This is a genomic window from Pseudomonas sp. D3-10, from assembly GCF_051132175.1.
Classification (GTDB): Bacteria; Pseudomonadota; Gammaproteobacteria; order Pseudomonadales; family Pseudomonadaceae; genus Aquipseudomonas.
Genome location: NZ_CP071668.1, coordinates 5,545,455 through 5,565,807, shown reverse-complemented (window position 1 = coordinate 5,565,807; position 20,353 = coordinate 5,545,455). Strand labels below are relative to the sequence as shown.

General features: G+C 61.2%; 17 protein-coding genes. 11 read left to right on the top strand and 6 right to left on the bottom strand.

Features of this window, described 5'->3' with window-relative positions:
• Positions 1–60: 60 nt before the first annotated feature.
• The 3 genes from J3P90_RS25345 (at position 61) to J3P90_RS25335 (ending at position 3,963) form a co-directional block, all read left to right on the top strand.
• Positions 61–711: a DUF1120 domain-containing protein gene (locus J3P90_RS25345; protein ID WP_434608869.1), complete on the top strand. Its 651-nt coding sequence runs from the start codon at positions 61–63 to the stop codon at positions 709–711.
• A 133-nt stretch (positions 712–844) separates the two neighbouring features.
• Positions 845–1,549, top strand: a complete 705-nt coding sequence (locus J3P90_RS25340) for a fimbria/pilus chaperone family protein (RefSeq protein ID WP_434608871.1) — start codon at positions 845–847, stop codon at positions 1,547–1,549.
• Entirely contained in the window at positions 1,549–3,963 is a 2,415-nt protein-coding gene (locus J3P90_RS25335; protein WP_434675553.1) for a fimbria/pilus outer membrane usher protein, read from the top strand. Before J3P90_RS25340 ends, J3P90_RS25335 begins: the two co-directional genes overlap by 1 nt.
• A 39-nt stretch (positions 3,964–4,002) precedes the next feature.
• Here J3P90_RS25335 and J3P90_RS25330 read toward each other — a convergent pair whose 3' ends face one another.
• Positions 4,003–5,433, bottom strand: coding sequence for a PLP-dependent aminotransferase family protein (locus J3P90_RS25330; protein WP_434675552.1), 1,431 nt, complete (start codon positions 5,431–5,433; stop codon positions 4,003–4,005).
• Between the two features lie 181 nt (positions 5,434–5,614).
• Between J3P90_RS25330 and J3P90_RS25325 the strand changes: the two genes are divergently transcribed.
• Positions 5,615–5,860 carry a DUF1127 domain-containing protein gene (locus tag J3P90_RS25325; protein WP_420767169.1) on the top strand — a complete coding sequence of 82 codons (246 nt, stop codon included), beginning with the start codon at positions 5,615–5,617 and terminating at the stop codon, positions 5,858–5,860.
• A 46-nt stretch (positions 5,861–5,906) separates the two neighbouring features.
• Here the strand turns inward: J3P90_RS25325 and J3P90_RS25320 are convergent, their stop codons facing one another.
• Positions 5,907–7,220, bottom strand: coding sequence for an NAD(P)/FAD-dependent oxidoreductase (locus tag J3P90_RS25320; protein WP_434675551.1), 1,314 nt, complete (start codon positions 7,218–7,220; stop codon positions 5,907–5,909).
• 146 nt (positions 7,221–7,366) lie between these two features.
• On the opposite strand from J3P90_RS25320, the gene J3P90_RS25315 reads away from it, so the two are divergent.
• The gene (locus J3P90_RS25315) at positions 7,367–7,720 is read left to right on the top strand and encodes a YkgJ family cysteine cluster protein (protein ID WP_420767171.1); all 354 of its coding nucleotides are present in this window, start codon (positions 7,367–7,369) and stop codon (positions 7,718–7,720) included.
• A 5-nt stretch (positions 7,721–7,725) separates the two neighbouring features.
• Here J3P90_RS25315 and J3P90_RS25310 read toward each other — a convergent pair whose 3' ends face one another.
• Positions 7,726–8,214, bottom strand: a complete 489-nt coding sequence (locus J3P90_RS25310) for an Lrp/AsnC ligand binding domain-containing protein (protein ID WP_003206849.1) — start codon at positions 8,212–8,214, stop codon at positions 7,726–7,728.
• Positions 8,215–8,368: 154 nt separating this feature from the next.
• On the opposite strand from J3P90_RS25310, the gene dadA reads away from it, so the two are divergent.
• From dadA to J3P90_RS25285, 5 genes are all read left to right on the top strand, one after another.
• Entirely contained in the window at positions 8,369–9,673 is a 1,305-nt protein-coding gene (gene dadA / locus J3P90_RS25305; RefSeq protein WP_420767172.1) for a D-amino acid dehydrogenase, read from the top strand.
• Between the two features lie 127 nt (positions 9,674–9,800).
• A complete protein-coding gene (gene alr, locus J3P90_RS25300; RefSeq protein WP_434561645.1) occupies positions 9,801–10,874 on the top strand; it encodes an alanine racemase in 1,074 nt (357 codons plus the stop codon).
• 128 nt (positions 10,875–11,002) lie between these two features.
• Entirely contained in the window at positions 11,003–11,551 is a 549-nt protein-coding gene (locus J3P90_RS25295) for a cupin domain-containing protein (protein ID WP_030138196.1), read from the top strand.
• A gap of 184 nt (positions 11,552–11,735) precedes the next feature.
• Positions 11,736–12,149, top strand: a complete 414-nt coding sequence (locus J3P90_RS25290; RefSeq protein WP_434611694.1) for a c-type cytochrome — start codon at positions 11,736–11,738, stop codon at positions 12,147–12,149.
• 137 nt (positions 12,150–12,286) lie between these two features.
• On the top strand, positions 12,287–14,209 hold the full coding sequence (locus J3P90_RS25285; RefSeq protein WP_434649683.1) for an acetyl-CoA hydrolase/transferase C-terminal domain-containing protein: 1,923 nt from the start codon (positions 12,287–12,289) through the stop codon (positions 14,207–14,209).
• Positions 14,210–14,264: 55 nt separating this feature from the next.
• Here the strand turns inward: J3P90_RS25285 and J3P90_RS25280 are convergent, their stop codons facing one another.
• Positions 14,265–14,837 (bottom strand): xanthine phosphoribosyltransferase, encoded by a 573-nt coding sequence (locus J3P90_RS25280; RefSeq protein ID WP_420765163.1) that lies wholly within the window; start codon positions 14,835–14,837, stop codon positions 14,265–14,267.
• A gap of 46 nt (positions 14,838–14,883) precedes the next feature.
• Positions 14,884–16,893, bottom strand: a complete 2,010-nt coding sequence (rep, locus tag J3P90_RS25275) for a DNA helicase Rep (protein ID WP_420765162.1) — start codon at positions 16,891–16,893, stop codon at positions 14,884–14,886.
• Positions 16,894–17,168: 275 nt separating this feature from the next.
• On the opposite strand from rep, the gene J3P90_RS25270 reads away from it, so the two are divergent.
• On the top strand, positions 17,169–18,839 hold the full coding sequence (locus tag J3P90_RS25270; RefSeq protein WP_434561649.1) for a putative bifunctional diguanylate cyclase/phosphodiesterase: 1,671 nt from the start codon (positions 17,169–17,171) through the stop codon (positions 18,837–18,839).
• Positions 18,840–18,881: 42 nt separating this feature from the next.
• On the opposite strand, the gene J3P90_RS25265 is transcribed toward J3P90_RS25270, so the two are convergent.
• Positions 18,882–20,282, bottom strand: a complete 1,401-nt coding sequence (locus J3P90_RS25265; protein ID WP_434561651.1) for a NorM family multidrug efflux MATE transporter — start codon at positions 20,280–20,282, stop codon at positions 18,882–18,884.
• Positions 20,283–20,353: the final 71 nt, after the last annotated feature.

The window sequence follows — 20,353 nt, the reverse complement described above, 5'->3', positions numbered from 1 at the left end:
TTTCCTTCCCTGATAGCCATCGCATGACTCCACTCCCTCCCATTCCACAGGTAAGTAATCATGAAAAAAATATTCCTGGCCAGCATGCTGGCTGCTGCTTCCACGCCCATGATCGCCCAGGCGGCCAGTGTTGATTTGAATGTAACTGGCCGGGTCATTCCGACCTCCTGCGTTCCGGCATTTGCCGGTGGTAGCGATGTCAACCTAGGCCGGATTTTTTCGTCCACCCTGGCCCCCGATCGGCAGAACGATCTTCCTCAGCGGGACGTCAGCCTGCAAATCACCTGCTCCGCTCCGGCGGCCGTGGAAATTGCCGTGACTGACAACCGCGGTGCTTCCAAAGTGCCGGGCCTGTCCTTCAACGGAAGCCGAGGCGATGATCTGTATTACGGCCTGGGTAGCACCCAGGGGGTCGGCATCGGTGGTTTCGGTTTGTTGGGTGGCCAGCCTCGGGCCGACGGCGCTTTGCAGTCACTGCTGCTACGAACGGCGGCCAATCCGGGCTGGAGCGTGCCGACCAATGGTTTGGTGACCAATGCGCCAACGACTTACTCCTGGGGGGGTAGCCCGGCAGCCGGTCCCGCACCGGCTCGTCTTCACACCTTCCCGATGAAAGTCGCCGCGGTCATTCGCGCCACGTCCGAATTACCGGCTACCACCGATGACTTCGATCTCGACGGTTCGGTTACGTTCGATGTGTTTTACCTCTGACTCCTGGCGCATGCGACGCGTGATGCGCGTCTGAAGGGCTATCGATTCGCCTGAGGAGCCGTGCTCCTGCGGGTAGGTTTGATGCCGACGAGACGTGCCTGGCATGTCTCGGTCGGTGCCTCTGGAGATTCCCATGTTTGTTCGAAATTGCTCGCTGTGGACGAGTGCGATGGCAGCGCTGTGCCTGCCATTCATAGGCCTTGGCGCCCAGGCGGCCGGAATGGTCCCGGAAACGCCGGTTGTGATTGTCGACCAGGGCATAGGGGAGGCGACCCTGAATGTCAGGAATACGGACGATCAACCGGCATTGCTCTATAGCGCTGTCCTTGACCTTCCGCAGGACAAGGAACCGTTGCTCCTGGTCAACCCTCCCGTGGCTCGACTGGAACCCGGCCAGAGCCAGCAAGTGCGTTTTATCCTTCACAGTGCCGCTGTCTTGCAGACGGAGCGGCTCAAGCGCGTCGTGTTCGAGGGCATCAAAGCGCGTCCGGCGGCGAGCGGCGCACAAATCTCCATGGGCGTGCGCCAGAACATCCCGGTGATTATTCGTCCGGCTGGCCTGGCAACGGAGCGAATGCCTTGGAAACGGCTGGTCTGGAGCGCCAGGACCGGTGAGATAAGCGTGAGCAATCCCAGCCCCTATGTTGTGAGGCTGGCACGGTCGGTGAGTCTGATTCCCGGTGGTGCAACACTGGATATCGGCCGTACCTATATCCTGCCGGGGGAAACGCTGGCGTTCGCCACGCCATCGAGCCTGGGCACACATGTCCGGTTGTTCCCAGCCACCACCTACGGGTTTGCCGCTGGTAGCCACGACGCACGTTTGAGCTTGCAGTAGTGGGCCTGGGTGTCTTCTGGCGGCCTGTCGGCAGCCTGGTCCTGATGTCGATTGCCTGGACCGAAGCCTCGGCACAGGCGTCCGATGAATTTGACCGTTCGGTGCTCGAAGCGCGAGGGATCGATCCGAATGTCGCCGAGTACTTTCGCAGCGCCGCGCGGTTTGCCGCAGGACGCAACCGCGTCGCCCTGAATGTCAATGGCGTACCTTCCGGGCAGATCTTCGTGACGTTCGATGACGAAGGGCAGTTGTGCGCCGATGCGAACTTGTTTGAGCACGTGGGAGTCGCCGCGCCGTCGAACGTGAATCCAGGCGTTGATGAGGCGCTTTGCCTGTCTGCCGTACAAGCGTTGGCCGGCTTCCAGGTGCAGCTTGATCCGGGACAGAACCTAGTTTCATTGGTGGTGCCCGCCGACTTGCTGGCGACGCCAGGGCAGCGTCCCGGCGGCTGGGACTCCGGAGGGGTGGCGGGTGTGTGGAATTACGATGCTCTGGTCATCGACGGTTCCGCTGCGGGGCAGTCCAGCCACTATCGCAGCTTGGGCACTGAGCTGGGTTTCAATGCCGGAGATTGGGTCGTACGCAGCCGCCAGAATTACACGTCGTTCCAGGGCGTGACGCGTTTCGAGACGCTGTACACCCAAGCATCCAAGACCTGGGAGCGATTTGGCGCGCAGGTGCAGTTGGGCCAGTTGAACATGCGTTCCTCGTTGTTTTCCACGGGCCCGTTCACCGGGGTGCAAATCTTCCCGGAAACGGCGCTTTCCGCGGATGCGGGTGGGCTGGGCGCGGGATCCGAGGTCCAAGGGTTGGCCTATTCGACGGCCCGAGTCGAGGTCCGTCAGAGTGCCATCGTGATCTATACCACTCTGGTCCCCCCCGGGCCGTTCACCTTGCGCGACCTGCCGCTGATCAGTGATAGGTTGGATCTGGAAGTCAGCGTGTTCGAAGAAAGCGGTGAGCGTCGCGACTTTCATGTGCCTGCCGCGCAAGTGCGTCCCGCGAGACTAGGCACCCTGCCCAGTTATGGATTGGCGGCAGGCAGGATCGGGCAGATCGGGCGTGACCGTGACACTCCGTCATTTTTTGCCGCCAGCCGGGACTGGCGATGGGGCCCGCGGACGCAGACGAGCGCAGGGTGGATGGGGGCCGACGGTTACCAATCCATTGGATGGGGCGTTTCTCAAGCGCTGACCCCAGCGACCGTGCTGACCCTGCAGCAGCTCGGTTCACGCACGACACGAGGCATCGGCGGCCAAGAGATCCAGGCCACACTCAACACGACGCTGGGCGTCGGGCTATCGGTCGGTTTGACAGCGGGCCAGCGCAGCCTTGGGTTTCGATACTTGTCTGAGGCCGGGCGTGATGCCGTTGGAGGTGACCCGTTTGCCCGCGCGGCCAATCACTGGAGCCTATCGCTGAGGAGAGCGGATCCGGCTTGGGGTGCGCTGAGCGGATCATTGGCTCGCTATCAGGGCGGGGGTGGAAAAGCTCATTCGAGGGTCAGCGCGGCATGGTCGCGGGGTTTCGACTGGGCGACGTTTTCGCTGAGCCTTGAACACGACAGGTTTGAGCAAGCGGTTAGATCAGGTGCGTTCGTCAACGTGGGTGTGCCCCTGGGACGCAACCGAAGAATAAGCACTTCTGTACGTTACGATGATTCGAGAGGAGTGCGCAGTGGCGCACGTTATTCGGAGCAGGTCAGTGACAGCCTTGGCTATAGCATCGGTGCCGATCGCTTCGCCGACGACCGGAACGACTTCAACGCCAGGCTTAACGCCGTGCCCCGTTATACCAGCGCAGAACTGGGGTATTCCCGGAGCAGCGCCGGCGCGCGCCATTATGACCTGACGCTACGCGGGGGGTTGGCTTTGCACGACGAGGGCGTGACGCCTTCGCCGTATCCGCTGCGCGACACGTTTGGCCTGCTCAAAGTCGGCGACTACGCCGGAGTCAAGATTGGAACGCCCCAGGGGCCCGTCTGGACCGATGGAGCCGGGCGTGCGGTGGCGGCTGAACTGCCGCCTTACCAGGCGAGCCGTGTTGAAATCGACACGGTTAGCCTCCCTCGCAACATTGAGGTGCCAAATGGTTACCAAGAAGTGCGGGCAGCGCGCGGCGCTGTGCCGCGGCTCGACTTCCAGGCCGCCAGGGTTCGTCGCTTGTTGCTATACGTGCGCAACGAAGAGGGGGTGCCCATGGCCAAGGGCCTTGGGGTTTACGACCACGCGGGTCAGTACTTGACGACGGTGGTCGATACGGGCCTGGTATATCTGGAGGATGCCCCTGTCGTGGCAAAACTCTCTATAGCGCTTGCCGATGAGCAAATCTGCCGCTTGGAAATCGATACTCGCCAGATGCCGGCATCCTCAGCGCCTATTGATCGTCTTGAGGTGGCTTGCCAGGTTGGCTGAGCGTACCTGCACCGCCGATCACTCAGTGAGCGATGAGCTTCATTGGACGTTGGCGACATCGCTCAACAGCTTGCTCGCGGCGGCACCCACCTTGCGTACAGCATCTTCGATTTGCGCCGTTGGCTTGGCAGCGTAGTTCATGCGCAGGCAATTACGGTATTTGCCAGATGCCGAGAAAATACTGCCGACCGCGATCTGGACCCCTTGGTCATGAAGCATGCGGTTGAGCTTCAGCGTATCGAAGCCTTCCGGCAACTCGACCCAGAGCATGAAGCTGCCACGAGGGCGGCTGGCGCGGGTGCCCTGGGGGAAATATCGGCTGACCCAGTCCATCATTACGTCGCGATTGCGCTGGTATTGCCCGCGCATGCGGCGTAAATGCGGCTCGAAATGACCAGCCTTGAGAAACTCGGCAATAGCGATCTGGGGCTGCGGCGCGGTAGATCCCGTGCTGATGTACTTCATGTGCAGCACCCGTTCCAGATAGCGGCCGGGAGCAACCCAACCCACTCGCAGGCCCGGCGCCAAGGTCTTGGAAAAAGAACTGCAGAGCAGGACGCGCCCATCTTCGTCGAAAGACTTTATGGTGCGCGGACGCGGGTAGGTGTAGGCCAGTTCGCCATACACATCGTCTTCGATAATCGCCACATCAAAGCGCTGTGCCAAGGTCAGGAGGGCGCGTTTGTTGGCCTCGAGCATGATGTAACCCAAGGGGTTATTGCAGCTAGGGGTCAACTGTATGGCCTTGATCGGCCATTGCTCCAACGCCAGTTCCAAAGCTTCCAGGCTGATGCCAGTGAGTGGGTCGGTGGGGATTTCCAGGGCTTTCATGCCCAGGCCTTTCAGCGTCTGCATGGCGCCATGGAAGCTGGGTGAATCCACCGCGACGATGTCACCTGGCTCGCAGGTGGCGCGGACGCTCACTGACAGCGCTTCGTGGCAGCCGGTAGTGACAATCAGATCGTTGGCGCCCAGTTGGCAGCCGGAGTCCAAGGACAGCCGGGCGATCTGTTCCCGCAGTTCCAGGTTGCCGTAGATGTTGTCGTAATACAGGCCGGGCATGTCTTGCCGTCGGCTGATCTGCGCCAGGCTGCGAAGCAATGGCTTCATGGTTGGCGAATGGATATCCGGCATCCCGCGACCCAGCTGCACCACGTCTTTGCGCGGTACGGCGCGTATCAGTTCCAGCACTTGGTCCCATTGTGAAATGTCCACCGGGCGCTGGGCTGGACGGCCCACCGCCGGCAGGTCCGGCAGTTCCCGGCTGACCGGCACGAAATAGCCAGACTTGGGTTTCGGCATTGCCAGCCCGCTGTCCTCCAGCACGCGATAGGCCTGCTGGACCGTGCTCAGGCTGACCCCGTGTTCGGTGCTCAAGGCGCGCACCGACGGCAGCCGGTCACCGGGGCGGTAGAAGCCTTGTTCGATACGGGTGCCGAGCAGCTCGGCGAGGTTCACGTACAGCGTCATGGTGCGTTCTCAGTGAAGTGGGAAAGCGACAACCAATACAGTTGCGGCGCAAAACTTCGATTCAGTGCCGAAAACGCCGATTCTGTATGCTTATAAAAGACATCGCCTGAATCTGTATTGCTTTTGGCCGTCCGCGCATCATGAAAGCTCTGGCTACCCAAGTAAACAGGAGCGATCAAAAATGAACGGCTTGAGCGATGTACGGCTGACGTTACACAGTCAGGAACTGGCGGCTGGGCAGGAAAAGGAGCTGCGCAGCGGGGCTTTGCGCAATGCGCCAGCCGGCCTGAGTCGCTGGGGACTGTTCTGGCATCGTTTGCATACACGCAAAGCCCTGTTGGACATGTCGACCGAACAGTTGCGTGATATTGGACTGAGTCGGGAGCAGGCGCGGGCGGAAGGCTTGAAGCCGTTCTGGCGGATTTGAATCGATAAGAAACCTGTGGCGAGGGAGCAAGCTCCCTCGGCCCCTGTCACACCAGTTCTTTCAATCTATGCCACAACATCCCCAATGCCAGCAGCGGTGAGCGCAAATGTTTGCCCCCTGGGAATGTCATGTGCGGCACCTTTGCAAAAAGATCGAAGCCACCTCCCTGTTGCCCACTGATTGCTTCGGCCAGCAGTTTGCCCGCCAGGTGCGTGGCGTTTACGCCATGGCCCGAGTAGGCCTGAGCGTAATACACGTTCGGCTGACCCTTGAGGCGGCCGATCTGTGGCAAGCGGTTGGCGCCGATGCCGATCATCCCGCCCCATTGATAATCGATTTTCGCGTCCGCTAACTGAGGGAAAACCTTGAGCATTTTCGGACGCATATAGGCGCCGATGTCCTGCGGATCGCGCCCGGAATAATGACAAGCCCCGCCGAACAACAAGCGGCGATCCGCCGAAAGCCGGTAATAATCCAGCGCCACCCGCTGATCACAAACGGCCATGTTCTGCGGTAATAGCGCATGTGCCTGAGTTTCGCTCAACGGCTCGGTCGCGATGATGTAGCTGCCGGCCGGCAGCACTTTGCCGCTCAACTCCTGGTTCAAGCCATTGAGGTAGGCGTTGCAGCCCAGCACCAGGGTATTGGCGCGGACCGAGCCGTGCTCGGTATGTACTTTTACTTGATGGCCATAGTCGATGCGGGTGACGGCTGATCGTTCGAACAGTCGAACTCCCAATTGCTGGGCCGCCATGGCTTCTCCCAGCGCCAGGTTGAGCGGATGCAGGTGACCCGAACCCATGTCGACCAAGCCGCCAACGTAACGATCCGAGCCCACCACGCTGTGCATTTCGTCAGCGCGCAGCAGTCGGGTCTCGTAGCGGTAGCCCAGGCTGCGCAATTCTTCGGCGTCTTCGGCGAAGCCCTCGAGGTCGCCGGGTTTGTTGGCAAGGTCACAATAACCCCAGGTCAGGTCGCAAGAAATCTGAAAGCGCTCGACTCGTTGTCGGACGATTTCCACCGCCTCAAGCCCCATCAGTTTCATCTGACGGACGCCGTCGTTACCGACGACCGAAGCAAACTGGTCGAGGCCGTGCCCAACGCCGCGAATCAACTGGCCGCCGTTGCGTCCGCTGGCACCCCAGCCAATTTTATGTGCTTCGAGCAACACCACGCTCATCCCGCGCTCGGCCAGTTCGATGGCCGTGTTCAACCCGGAGAACCCGCCGCCGACCACACAGACGTCCGCGATCAGCTCGCCTTGCAACACCGGATGGTCCGGCTGCGGCAGGCTGCTGGCGGCGTAATAAGAGGCGGCGTGCGCGTGGCTCGGGACAGGTTGCTGAACACGGGCGTTCATGTGCGTAATCCTGATTGATGTGTTTGAGAAATTTTACGGAGCATAAGCCGTGCTTTCCTCCATCGGCAACTCTGGTCGGCTGACGCTGTCTGGCCTGCGCCTTTTGAGGCAGAATCCAAGGCTGTCCCGACCCGGTACTCGCCTCGATGAGCTGCAACAGCCAAAAAATCCGCACGCTGCGTCAGCAGATCCCTACGTTTGAGTGCGTGCCGGGCTGTCACGACTGCTGCGGCCCGGTGACCACCTCGCCCGAGGAAATGTCCCGGCTACCGCGCAAGACCCGCGCCGAACAGGACGCCGCCATGGAAGCGCTCGATTGCGTGCACCTGGGGCCGAACGGTTGCACGGTCTACGACGAGCGGCCGTTGATCTGCCGTCTGTTCGGCACCACGGCGACCTTGCCATGTCCCAATGGTCGACGGCCGGTGGAGCTGATCCACCCGCGTGTCGAGAAGCAGATTCATGAGTACATGGCGAGTACCCGGCAGGTGTTGGTCTAGGCCTCTCAATCCGGGATCGGCAGGTTCAGGCTCTCCTTCACTTCTTCCATCACGATATAGCTCTTGGACTCACGCACGTGGGGCAGCTTGAGCAGGATGTCGCCCAGCAGCTTGCGGTACGAGGCCATCTCGGAAATCCGCGCCTTCACCAGATAATCGAAGTCGCCCGACACCAGGTGGCATTCCAGGACGTGTGGCAATTTCAGCACTGCGCGTCGGAATTCTTCGAAGGTATCGCCGGACTTGTAGTCGAGGCTGATCTCGACAAACACCAGCAGGCTGCCCTTCAGGTGCTGCGGATTGAGCCGGGCGTTGTAGCCCATGATGATGCCTTCGCGCTCCAGGCGCCGGACCCGCTCGGTACATGGCGTGGTGGAGAGACCGACCTTTTCGCCCAGTTCGGTGAAGGAAATCCGCCCGTCCGCCTGGAGGATGCGCAGAATGTTGCGGTCGATCTTGTCCAGCTCGCGCTTGGTCTGGGTATTGGTACGCACAGGTGATGCGCCTCCATGAAAAGGGTTTTTGCCGAGAATTCTCGCCAAATATAGGGATTTATATAGTGAAAAGCACTGGCTGATCTTTTTTACACTGCGCCCATCTAAGCTTTGTACAACAAACGTCAGCGGTCATCCGCGATGAGGATTCAACATGCGCGTTCTGGTCTTGGGTAGCGGCGTCATCGGTACCGTCAGTGCTTACTATCTGGCCCGTGCCGGGTTTGAAGTGGTGGTGGTCGACCGTCAGCCGGCGCCGGCCATGGAAACCAGCTTCGCCAACGCCGGCCAGGTGTCGCCGGGTTACGCCTCGCCGTGGGCCGCGCCCGGTGTGCCGCTCAAGGCCATCAAGTGGCTGTTGCAGCGTCACGCGCCGTTGGCGATCAAGGCCACTGCCGACATCGATCAATACCTCTGGATGGCGCAGATGCTGCGCAATTGCACTGCCAGCCGCTACGCAATCAACAAGGAGCGCATGGTCCGCCTGTCCGAGTACAGCCGTGACTGCCTGGACGAGTTGCGCGCCGAGACCGGCATTGCTTACGAGGGCCGCAGCCTGGGAACTACTCAACTGTTCCGCACCCAGGCCCAGCTCGATGGCGCGGCCAAGGACATCGCCGTGTTGAAGGAGTCTGGCGTGCCGTTCGAAGTGCTCGACCGCGCAGGCATCGCCCGGGTCGAGCCGGCGTTGGCCAACGTCACCGACATCCTCGCTGGTGCGCTGCGCCTGCCCAATGACCAGACCGGCGACTGCCAGATGTTCACCACCCGCCTGGCGGAAATGGCTGTCCAGCTCGGCGTGCAATTTCGGTTCGACCAGAATATCGAGCGCCTGGATTTCGCCGGTGACCGCATCAACGGCGTCTGGATCGACGGCAAGCTGGAAACAGCCGACCGCTACGTCCTGGCCTTGGGCAGCTACTCGCCACAGTTGCTCAAGCCCCTCGGTATCCGCGCGCCGGTGTATCCGCTCAAGGGCTATTCCCTGACCGTGCCGATTACCGACCCGGCGATGGCGCCGACCTCGACCATTCTCGATGAGACCTACAAGGTCGCGATCACCCGGTTCGACAACCGTATTCGCGTCGGCGGCATGGCCGAAATCGCTGGATTCGACCTTTCGCTGAACCCGCGTCGGCGCGAAACCCTGGAGATGATCGTCAACGACCTTTATCCTCGGGGCGGCGACCTGGCCCAGGCCAGTTTCTGGACAGGCCTGCGCCCAACTACACCGGACGGCACGCCTATTGTGGGCGCTACCCCGTTCAAGAATCTGTTCCTGAACACTGGCCACGGCACCCTCGGTTGGACCATGGCCTGTGGTTCCGGTCGCCTGCTGGCGGACCTGATGGCGAAGAAAAAGCCACAGATCAGCGCCGAAGGCCTCGACATTTCCCGTTATGGCAGCAAACCCCAGGAGTCCGCAAAACATGGCAATCCAGCGCCAGCTCACCAATGACTGCTTGAGTGTTTCGGCCGCGCTGCCCTGACAGCTGTCAAAACTCTCCCTCTCCCGGCGCTGTTGGTGGTTGATGCTGTCAGCCTGCGCCGGTTTTTTATCCATGACTGCCTAGAAGCGTGCCGCCATGCGTCCTGCCCGTGCCCTGATCGACCTCCAAGCCTTGCGTCATAACTATCAATTGGCCCGCGAAGTCACGGGGGCCAAAGCCCTTGCGGTGATCAAGGCCGACGCCTATGGGCACGGGGCGGTGCGCTGCGCCGAAGCCTTGCAGGAAACGGCCGACGGGTTTGCCGTGGCCTGTATCGAAGAGGCCCTGGAGCTGCGAGCGGGCGGTATTGGTGGACCGATCCTGCTGCTGGAAGGATTTTTCGAGGCCGATGAGCTTGCCTTGATCGTCGAACATGATTTCTGGTGCGTGGTGCATGCGTTGTGGCAACTCGAAGCGATCGAGCGCGCGACGCTGGGCAAGCCGATCACGGTCTGGCTCAAGCTCGATTCGGGTATGCATCGGGTCGGATTGCATCAGGACGAGTTCCAGCCGGCGTATCGTCGCCTCCTGGCCAGTGGAAACGTGGCGAAGATCGTATTAATGAGTCACTTCGCCCGTGCCGATGAACTGCATGACCCCAGCAGCCTGCAACAATTAGCGGTATTCGAGCAGGCCCGCCAGGGCCTGATGGCAGAGGTCAGCCTGCGCAATTCTCCGGCGGTGCTGGGTTGGCCGCAGATCCCCAGCGACTGGGTGCGGCCCGGCATCATGCTGTACGGCGCAACGCCTTTCGAGGAGGCCAATGCCGTTGCTTCGCGCCTGCAGCCGGTTATGACGCTGGAGTCTAGAATCATCAGCGTGCGCGAGCTTCCCGTCGGCGAGCCCGTGGGTTATGGCGCACGCTTTGTCACGGCGCAACCGACACGCGTGGGCGTGGTCGCCATGGGCTACGCCGACGGCTACCCGCGCCAGGCGCCCAACGGCACGCCGGTGCTGGTGGACGGGCAGCGTAGCCAACTGGTCGGGCGGGTATCGATGGACATGCTGTGCGTGGACTTGACCCATATCCCCCAGGCCGGGCTCGGCTCCACGGTCGAGCTATGGGGCAAAAATGTCCTCGCCAGCGACGTGGCGATGGCTGCCGGCACGATTCCCTACCAGATATTCTGCAACCTGCGGCGGGTGCCAAGGCTCTATTCCAAGGGGTGAGGCTGAGCGCTATCTACCGAAAGTCGCTTCACCGCACAGGATTCGGGCCAAAGTGTTGTAAATACTGAACGCTGTCGCCATGATAACGCTCACTTTACACACAACCTGATTCCCTGGAGGCTCCAGCATTGGACGTCGGTGAACGACTGCAATCCATTCGTAAACTCAAAGGCCTTTCCCAGCGTGAACTCGCCAAGCGCGCGGGCGTCACCAACAGCACCATTTCGATGATCGAGAAAAACAGCGTGAGCCCCTCGATCAGCTCGCTGCGCAAGGTCCTTGGCGGGATTCCCATGTCCATGGTCGAGTTTTTCTCCGAAGAAATCCTCCAGGAGAAACCGACCCAGATCGTCTACAAAGCCAACGAACTGATCGACATCTCCGATGGCGCCGTGACCATGAAACTGGTGGGCCGGGCGCATCCGAGCCGGGCGATTGCGTTTTTGAACGAAATCTATCCGCCTGGCGCCGACACGGGCGACGAGATGCTCACCCACGAAGGCGAAGAAACCGGGATCCTGGTGGAAGGGCGGTTGGAATTGGTGGTGGGCGCCGAAACCTTCGTGCTCGAAGCCGGTGACAGCTACTATTTCGAAAGCACCAAGCCCCACCGCTTCCGTAACCCGTTCGACGTGCCGGCGCGACTGATCAGCGCAGCCACACCGGCCAATTTCTAGACCAAGAGGCGCCGAGCCCGCAGGGGCAAAGGCGCCCGAAGGTTGGCCTGTCATGACAAACAAGACCCTTGCGACTTTGGGGTTGTTTCGGAGTGACAGGCTTACCGCTATACTTGCGCCCGCCTGCAAACCGTGGCCGCAGGCGTGACTAGCCACCATTGAGGGTGTACGCGTGAACCTAATTATGAAAATGCTGGCTGCACCAGCAACCGTATTGGCCCTATGGGCTGCGAGCGCTCAAGCGGCGCCCAACGATGACATCGCCAAGCGCCTTGAACCCGTCGGCCAGGTTTGCGTCCAGGGCAAGGAATGCAAGGGGATGGAAGTGGCTACAGCGGCGGGCGGTGCCGGCGGTGCCAAGGCGCCAAAAGACGTCATTGCCAAACATTGCAACGCTTGCCACGGTACTGGTCTGCTGGGCGCGCCGAAAATCGGTGACAAGGCAGCCTGGAAAGAACGCGCCGACCACCAGGGCGGTCTCGATGGCATCCTGGCCAAGGCCATCACGGGCGTCAACGCCATGCCGCCTAAAGGCACCTGCGCCGATTGCACCGATGATGAACTCAAAGGCGCCATCAAAGAGATGTCCGGTCTGTAACAGGCATTCATCTTCCGCAAAAAAGCCGCTTACGAGCGGCTTTTTTGTGCCTGGGATTTTTTTCCGGACTGGTCATCGCAACCAAGACCCGGCAAGCTCGGTCCAACCCACATTCATGGAATGTCCCGGAGGGTCGGATGGTGCAGTTGTGTTCAATCGAACAGGCGGTGGATGACGTACTCGAGCGTCTGCCCGCGCATATCCACCTCGGCATGCCCCTTGGGCTGGGCAAACCCAATCTGTTCGCCAACGCGCTGTACCGGCGCATCGCGCAACTGCCCGAGCGACAGCTGACCATTTACACCGCCTTGAGCCTGGGGCGGCCGACCTTGGGCGATGGGTTGCAGAAGCGCTTCCTGGAACCCTTCGTCGAACGGGTCTTTGGCGATTATCCCGAACTCGATTACCTGGCCGACCTGCAGCGCGATAGCCTGCCGGCCAATATCCGCGTCCAACAATTCTTCATGCAGCCCGGCAGCCTTTTACACAGCGCGTCGGCCCAGCAGGACTATGTCAGCAGTAACTACAGCCACGCGGCCCGGGACATCAACGGGGCAGGCTTGAACCTGATCGCCCAACTGGTGGCGAGCGACCCGGAGCACCCGGATCGCCTTAGCCTGAGTTGCAATCCGGACATTACCCTGGATCTGTTGCCGATGATCGCCAAGCGGCGCGAGGCGGGGGAGACCATTCTCCTGGTGGGCCAAGTCCACAGCGACTTGCCGTACATGCCCGGTGACGCGGAAATCGGCATCGATGGCTTCGACTTGTTGATCGACGAGAAGGACAGCCACACGTTGTTTTCCACGCCCAACATGCCGGTGGGGTTCCAGGATCACTTGATCGGCCTGCATGCCAGCACCCTGGTGCGCGATGGCGGTACGTTGCAAATCGGCATCGGCTCCATGGGCGACGCACTGACAGCGGCACTGCTGGCGCGCCAAGCCGATAACGCCGGTTACCAGGCTCTGTTGGCGGAACTGAACCTCAGCCAGTGGGCGCAATTGATCGAGCGCGAAGGCGGGGTCGAGCCTTTCGCCAAGGGGTTGTACGGTTGCAGTGAGATGTTCGTCAACGGTTTGCTGGTGCTGGCGGAAGCCGGAATTATCCGGCGCAAGGTCTACCCCGACGAGCCGACTCAGGAGCGGGCCATTGCCGGAACCCTCGACGAGGCGGCGCAACCCGATGGCATCTGCATTCATGGCGGGTTCTTCCTCGGCCCGCGCAGTTTCTACGAGCGCTTGCGCGAGTTGCCGCAGAGCCGTCTGCTTGAATTCAACATGACGCGTATCAGCTACATCAACGAGCTGTACGGTCAGGAGCAGCTCAAGCGCTTGCAGCGCCTCGATGCTCGGTTCATCAACACGGTCTTCACCATGACTTTGATGGGCGCGGGAGTGGCTGACCAATTGGAAAACGGGCGGGTGCTCAGCGGCGTCGGTGGGCAGTATAACTTCGTCGCCCAGGGCCACGCGCTTGAAGGGGCGCGTTCGATACTGCTGTTGCGTAGCTGGCGGGAATCGGGAGGGGTGGTCAGTTCGAACATTGTCTGGGAATACGGTCACTGCACGATTCCACGCCATTTGCGTGACATTGTGGTAACCGAGTACGGCATCGCCGACCTGCGGGGCAAGACCGACGCCGCGGTGATCGAGGCCTTGCTGAACATCAGCGATTCACGCTTCCAACCCGGATTGATCGAGCAAGCGCAAAATGCCGGCAAGCTGCCGAAGGACTTTCGCCTCGATCCACGCTTTGCCGACAACACCTCGGAGCGTTTGCAGGGGATCCAGGCGCGGCATCCCAACCTGTTTCCGGAGTACCCGTTGGGCTGTGATTTCGATGAGGTCGAGCGGGACTTATTGCGGGCGCTGAATTGGCTGAAAAGCAAATTCAAGCTCACCGAGATCCTGGATCTGGGCAAAGCCGCCCTGGATGCGCCGCAGCCCTGGGAATATGCCGGGCATCTGGAGCGAATGCAGCTGACGAGCCCGGAGGGGCTGAAGGAAGAGCTGTATCAGCGGCTGTTGCTGGCGGGGCTCAAGGCGACCGCGCCTTAGAAATCGGCCATCCCCTGTGGGAGCGAGCAGGCTCGCTCCCACAGGGGAATGGGTATTAGTCGAGGAAGGTCACAACCCCACCCGCCAACGACTTCACCCGGGCCAACGATTCGACGCGATAGCCCTGGGCATCCAGTTCGGCGCGGCCGCCCTGGAACGACTTCTCGATCACGATCCCCAGCCCGGCGACGGTGGCGCCGGCCTGCTTGATGATGGAAATCAGCGCCTGAGAGGCTTTGCCGTTGGCCAGGAAATCATCAATGATCAGCACGCGGTCGCTGCTGGTCAGGTGGCGCGGGCTGATGGCGACGGTGCTTTCGGTCTTCTTGGTGAAGGAATACACGGTGGCCGACAGCAGGTTCTCCGTCAGGGTCAGGGACTGTTGCTTGCGGGCGAAGATCACCGGCACGCCAAGATTCAGCCCGGTCATGATCGCCGGGGCGATGCCCGAGGCTTCGATGGTGACGATCTTGGTGATGCCCGAATCCTTGAACAGTGCGGCAAATTCATCACCGATCAGCTTCATCAACTGCGGATCGATCTGGTGGTTGAGAAACGCATCGACCTTCAATACCTGGTCGGAAAGCACGATGCCTAGCTCTCGGATTTTCTGGTGCAGGGCTTCCATGAAGCCTCCTCTGGGACGCGTTCAGCGCCTGAAATAGTGGAAAATTCTAGCGCTTCAACATCGCGCGTATATCCGCCAAGGCACTGTTGCCGCGAACGGCTTTGACCTCTGTCGGCGTGTCGTCGTTGCCTTCCCAGGCCAAGTCGTCGGGCGGCAACTCATCGAGGAAGCGGCTCGGGGCGCAGTCGATCACTTCGCCGTATTGCTTGCGCTTGGCGGCGAAGGTGAAGGCCAGCGTCTGGCGCGCCCGGGTAATCCCGACGTAGGCCAGGCGCCGTTCTTCTTCGATGGTGTCGGCCTCGATGCTGGAACGGTGCGGCAGGATTTCTTCTTCCATGCCCATGATGAACACGTAGGGAAACTCCAGGCCTTTGGAGGCGTGCAGCGTCATCATTTGCACACCTTCGGCGCCTTCTTCCTCTTCCTGCTGGCGTTCGAGCATGTCCCGCAGCACGAGCTTGCCGATGGCGTCCTCGACGGTCATGTCGCCGTCTTCGTCTTTTTCCAAGGTGTTCTTCAACGCCTCGATCAAGAACCAGACGTTGCTCATGCGGTAGTCGGCGGCCTTGTCGCTGGAGCTGTTGGTGCGCAGCCAGTTTTCGTAGTCGATGTCCATGACCATGCTGCGCAGCGCAGAGATCGGATCTTCCCCGGCGCACTGCTCGCGGACCTTGTCCATGAAACGCTTGAAGCGCGCCAGGCGATCGGTGAAGCGGCTGTCCAGATGCTCGCCAAGGCCGATTTCGTCGGTGGCGGCGTACATCGAGATCTTGCGCTCGGTGGCGTAGTTGCCGAGTTTTTCCAGGGTGGTCGAACCGATTTCCCGGCGCGGCACGTTGATCACCCGCAAGAAGGCGTTGTCGTCGTCCGGGTTCACGATCAGGCGGAAGTAGGCCATCAGGTCCTTCACTTCCTGGCGGCCGAAAAAGCTGTTGCCCCCCGACAGACGATAGGGAACCTGGTGATGCTGCAGTTTCAGCTCGATCAGCTTGGCCTGGTAGTTGCCGCGGTACAGGATCGCAAAATCGCTGTACGGCCGGTCGGTGCGCAAGTGCAGGCTGAGGATTTCCATGGCCACGCGCTCGGCTTCGGCGTCTTCGTTGCGGCAACGGATCACGCGGATCTCGTCGCCGTGGCCCATCTCGCTCCACAGTTGTTTTTCGAACTCATGGGGGTTGTTGGAAATCAGCACGTTGGCGCAGCGCAGGATCCGGCTGGTGGAGCGGTAGTTCTGTTCCAGCATCACCACTTTGAGCGACGGGTAGTCTTCCTTGAGCAGCATCAGGTTTTCCGGCCGCGCGCCGCGCCAGGCGTAAATCGACTGGTCATCGTCGCCCACCACGGTGAACTGGTTGCGTTTGCCGATCAGCAGTTTCACCAGCAGATACTGGCTGGCGTTGGTGTCCTGGTATTCGTCCACGAGCAGGTAGCGGACCTTGTTCTGCCATTTCTCGAGGATGTCGGCGTGGTCCTGGAACAGTTTGACCGGCAACAGGATAAGGTCGTCGAAGTCCACCGCATTGAACGCCTTGAGCGTGCGCTGGTAATGGGCGTAGACGATAGCGGCGGTCTGTTCCTTGGGGTTGCGGGCGTTTTCCAGTGCTTCGGGCGGCAGGATCAGGTCGTTTTTCCAGGCGCCGATCATGTTCTTGATCTCATCCACGCCGTCGTCGCCGGAATATTCCTTCTGCATGATGTCCGTCATCAGGGCCTTGACGTCGGCCTCGTCGAAGATCGAGAAGCCCGGTTTGTAGCCCAGCCGCGCATGTTCCTTGCGGATGATGTTCAAGCCCAGGTTGTGGAAGGTGCAGACCGTCAGGCCGCGACCTTCGCCGGCGCGCAGCAGGCCGCCGACCCGCTCTTTCATTTCCCGGGCGGCCTTGTTGGTGAAGGTCATGGCGACGATGTACTGGGCGCGGATGCCACAATTCTGGATCAGGTGCGCGATCTTGCGGGTGATCACGCTGGTCTTGCCGGAGCCTGCACCGGCGAGCACCAAAAGAGGGCCGCCGACATAGTTCACGGCTTCTTGCTGCCGGGGGTTGAGTCGGGACATGACAGGGTTCAGGGAGTCGTTTGCGAAATGGGCCGGCATTTTAACAGGCTCTGAGAATTGTGCTGCCCTGTCCGACTTGTGACGTTGCGCATCATTGCAATTGCCGCTTTCGTCACTTTCCCTCAGGATGCGGACGGAAATTGGTTCCAACGTTCGTTTTTTGAGATGAAAAACCTTCAAAAAGCGGGTATCTGAGAACCATTGGCATTGGTGATTGCCCATCGGCGCGTCATAATGCCCCGCGCCTACCACCTTGCAGAGTCTAGGGAGTCAGCTTGTCCACGCCTGTCGAACCCTTGCGTTTGCTGTTGTTGGCCGAAACGCCTGAGTGGTCAGCGATATTGCGCGAGTGCCTGGCGCCCATGGGGCCCTCGGTCGTGTTGATCAGCGCCCCGAACTGGGACTCGGTCAGCAGCTTGTTCGAGGACAACCGCAACGCGGTGCTGCTCACTGTTGCCGCCCTGCAGCCGGCACCGGGTCGTTGTCGTTTGCCGACAGTTCTGTTGCTCGAGCATGAACCTTCGGTTTCCCCGGATGGCGTCAGCGACTGGCTGGTGCGCGACGCCCTCGATGAGGCGACCCTGCGTCGTTGCCTGCGTCACGTGCGCGAGCGGGGGATGCTCGAAAACACCCTGCAACGGCTCGCCGAGCAGGACCCGTTGACAGGCATCGCCAACCGCCAGGGCTTTCAGACCTTGCTGGCGGCTCGCCTGGCTGAAAACGAAGGCCGTGGCCTGGCCCTGGGTCACCTGGACCTCGACAATTTCCGCCACGCCAATGACGCCCTCGGCCACCAGGCCGGCGATCGGCTGATCCTGCAGGTTGTCTCGCGGCTCAAAGGCGCGCTTGAGGCCGGTGATCAGCTGGCACGGCTGGGGAGCGACGAGTTCGCCTTGTTGATCGACACCCGCCGGGCGCCTCAGCGAGCGGAGTGGATGGCAGAGCGCATCATCGAAGCCATGGCCGAACCCTACTGGGTCGACGGTGAAAGCCTGTTGATCGGTTGCAGCCTGGGCATTGCCCACGCCCGGGCGCAAGCCGGTGCGGACCCCTTGATGTGGCACGCCCACATCGCCATGCAGCAGGCCAAGAGCACCCAAGGCTGCACCTTTCATATTTTCAACGAGCGCATCAACCGCAACGCCCGCAGCCTCGCCGACCTGGAAAGCGAGCTGCGGCGGGCGTTGCGACGTGATGAGCTGGAATTGCATTACCAGCCTCGGCTGAACCTGGCAGATGGCACGATTGTCGGCCTCGAAGCCCTGGTGCGCTGGCGCCATGGCGAGCGCGGCTTGTTGCCACCGAGTGAGTTCGTGCCGCTGGCCGAGCAGAGCGGGCTCATCGTGCCGTTGGGTTACTGGGTGATTGCCCGAGCCCTTCGGGACATGCAGGACCTGCGTGAACGTGGGCAGGCGCCGTTGCACATGGCGATCAACCTGTCATTCCGGCAGTTCCAGGACAGCCAGTTGCTGCCGACCCTGAGCCGGTTGATCGCCGAACGGGGTGTCGAGGCCCAATGGCTGGAGTTCGAGCTCACCGAAACCGCCGTGATGCGTCGCAGCGAACTGGTCAAACAGACCATGGATGCCCTGGGTCGCCTGGGGGTACGGTTCTCCCTGGATGATTTCGGCACCGGATTCTCCTCGTTCGTGCACCTCAACAGCCTGCCCATCGCCCTGCTCAAGATCGACAAGAGCTTCGTCGGCGGCATGGAGCAGCGCGAAGAGAACCGCAAGCTGGTCCACGCGATGATCAACCTGGCCCATAACCTCAACCTCGAGGTGGTGGCCGAAGGCGTCGAGACCCGCGAGCAACTGGAGTTGCTGCGCGGTTTCGGATGCGACCAGGTGCAGGGGTTCCTGATCAGCAAGCCGTTGCCGCTGGCGGAGTTGGTTGAATACCTGATGTCCGAGGGTGATCAGCAGTCGATGCTGGAAATCAGCTAACCCAAAACCCGGTGGGAGCGAGCTCCCACAAGGGGCTTTGTTTCATTTGGCCTGGATCGCTTCGAAACCTTGCTGTCCCGGCTCGCTGCGAATCATCCGCTTCATCTTCCACTCGAACGCCAACGTCAGGCTCACCGCCGCGCAGGCCAGGCCCAGGGCGAGGCCCCACCAGACGCCGGTCGGGCCCCAATGCAAATGGAACGCCATCCACCACGCCGCCGGCGCGCCGATCAACCAATAGCAACCCAGGCCCACCAGGAACGTGGTCTTGGCGTCCTTCAATCCGCGGATGCAACCCATCGCGATGGTTTGTGTGCCGTCGAACAGCTCGAACCACGCCGCCACGGCCAACAGGCTCACCGCCAGGTCGATGACCGCGCGGAACGCCGGGTCCTCATGGTCCAGGAACAGGCCGATCAATTGATTCGGCAGCAGCCAGAACACCATGGCGAACGCCAGCATGGCGGCCGCGCCAAAACCAATCCCGACCCTCCCGGCCAGGCGCGCCATGAGCAATTGCCCGGCACCGTAATGCTGGCCGATACGCATGGTGATGGCGTAGGACATGCCCGCCGGAACCATGAAGGCCACCGAGACGATTTGCAGCGCGATCTGATGGGCCGCCAGCGGCGTGCTGCCCATGGTGCCCATGCACAGGGCGGCGAATGCGAACAGGCCGACTTCCACCGCGTAAGTACCACCAATCGGCAAGCCCAGTCGCCACAGTTCCTTGAGGTATTGGCGATTGGGTCGCGACAGGCCGGCAAGCAATGGATAAGCGCGGTAGGCCGAGTGCCGATGAATGTGCCAGGCCAGCGCCAGGGCCATGCAGTTGGCGACGATGGCCGTGACCAGGCCGATCCCCATCAGGCCGAGCTTCGGCAGGCCGAACATGCCGGTGATGAGCGCATAGTTGAGAAGGAAGTTGGCCACCGTGCCGCCGAGGCTGATCACCATCACCGGCGTGGCCCGCCCGATGGCGCTGGTAAAGCCACGCAGGGCCATGAAACTCAGGTAACCGGGCAGGGCGAACGGCAGTGCCAGCAGGAATTGCCCGGCAGAGAGCACGTTGGTTTCGGTCTGGCCGAACATCAACAGCACCGGCTTGAGATTCCACAACAGCAGGCCCGCCACCAGCGCCATCAACCAGGCCAGCCATAATCCGGCCTGGGTCAGCCGGGTGGCGCCTTCGATGTCGCCCGCGCCCTGGCGGATCGCTACCAGGGTGCCCACCGCCGCGATCACGCCGATGCAGAAAATCGATACGAATGAATAGCTCGCCGCCCCGAGCCCGCCGCCTGCCAGGGCTTCGGGGCTCAGGCGAGCCATCATCAGGGTGTCCGTCAGCACCATCAGCATGTGCGCCAACTGCGAAGCAATCAACGGTCCCGCCAGGCGCAGGATGGCCCAGAGTTCGGTACGCACAGGATGCCGCATGATCATCACACTCCATGTTCCAGCAAGGCAGTAAGACGAAGATTCTCGGCCCTCCCGCCGGATTGCACAAAAGGATA

Coding starts and splice junctions, on each gene's coding strand:
- J3P90_RS25345 (WP_434608869.1), top strand. CDS start 61: ATGAAAAAAATATTCCTGGCCAGCATGCTGGCTGCTGCTTCCACGCCC.
- J3P90_RS25340 (WP_434608871.1), top strand. CDS start 845: ATGTTTGTTCGAAATTGCTCGCTGTGGACGAGTGCGATGGCAGCGCTG.
- J3P90_RS25330 (WP_434675552.1), bottom strand. CDS start 5,433: ATGACGCTGTACGTGAACCTCGCCGAGCTGCTCGGCACCCGTATCGAA.
- J3P90_RS25325 (WP_420767169.1), top strand. CDS start 5,615: ATGAACGGCTTGAGCGATGTACGGCTGACGTTACACAGTCAGGAACTG.
- J3P90_RS25320 (WP_434675551.1), bottom strand. CDS start 7,220: ATGAACGCCCGTGTTCAGCAACCTGTCCCGAGCCACGCGCACGCCGCC.
- J3P90_RS25315 (WP_420767171.1), top strand. CDS start 7,367: ATGAGCTGCAACAGCCAAAAAATCCGCACGCTGCGTCAGCAGATCCCT.
- dadA (WP_420767172.1), top strand. CDS start 8,369: ATGCGCGTTCTGGTCTTGGGTAGCGGCGTCATCGGTACCGTCAGTGCT.
- alr (WP_434561645.1), top strand. CDS start 9,801: ATGCGTCCTGCCCGTGCCCTGATCGACCTCCAAGCCTTGCGTCATAAC.
- J3P90_RS25290 (WP_434611694.1), top strand. CDS start 11,736: ATGAAAATGCTGGCTGCACCAGCAACCGTATTGGCCCTATGGGCTGCG.
- J3P90_RS25285 (WP_434649683.1), top strand. CDS start 12,287: ATGGTGCAGTTGTGTTCAATCGAACAGGCGGTGGATGACGTACTCGAG.
- J3P90_RS25280 (WP_420765163.1), bottom strand. CDS start 14,837: ATGGAAGCCCTGCACCAGAAAATCCGAGAGCTAGGCATCGTGCTTTCC.
- rep (WP_420765162.1), bottom strand. CDS start 16,893: ATGTCCCGACTCAACCCCCGGCAGCAAGAAGCCGTGAACTATGTCGGC.
- J3P90_RS25265 (WP_434561651.1), bottom strand. CDS start 20,282: ATGATCATGCGGCATCCTGTGCGTACCGAACTCTGGGCCATCCTGCGC.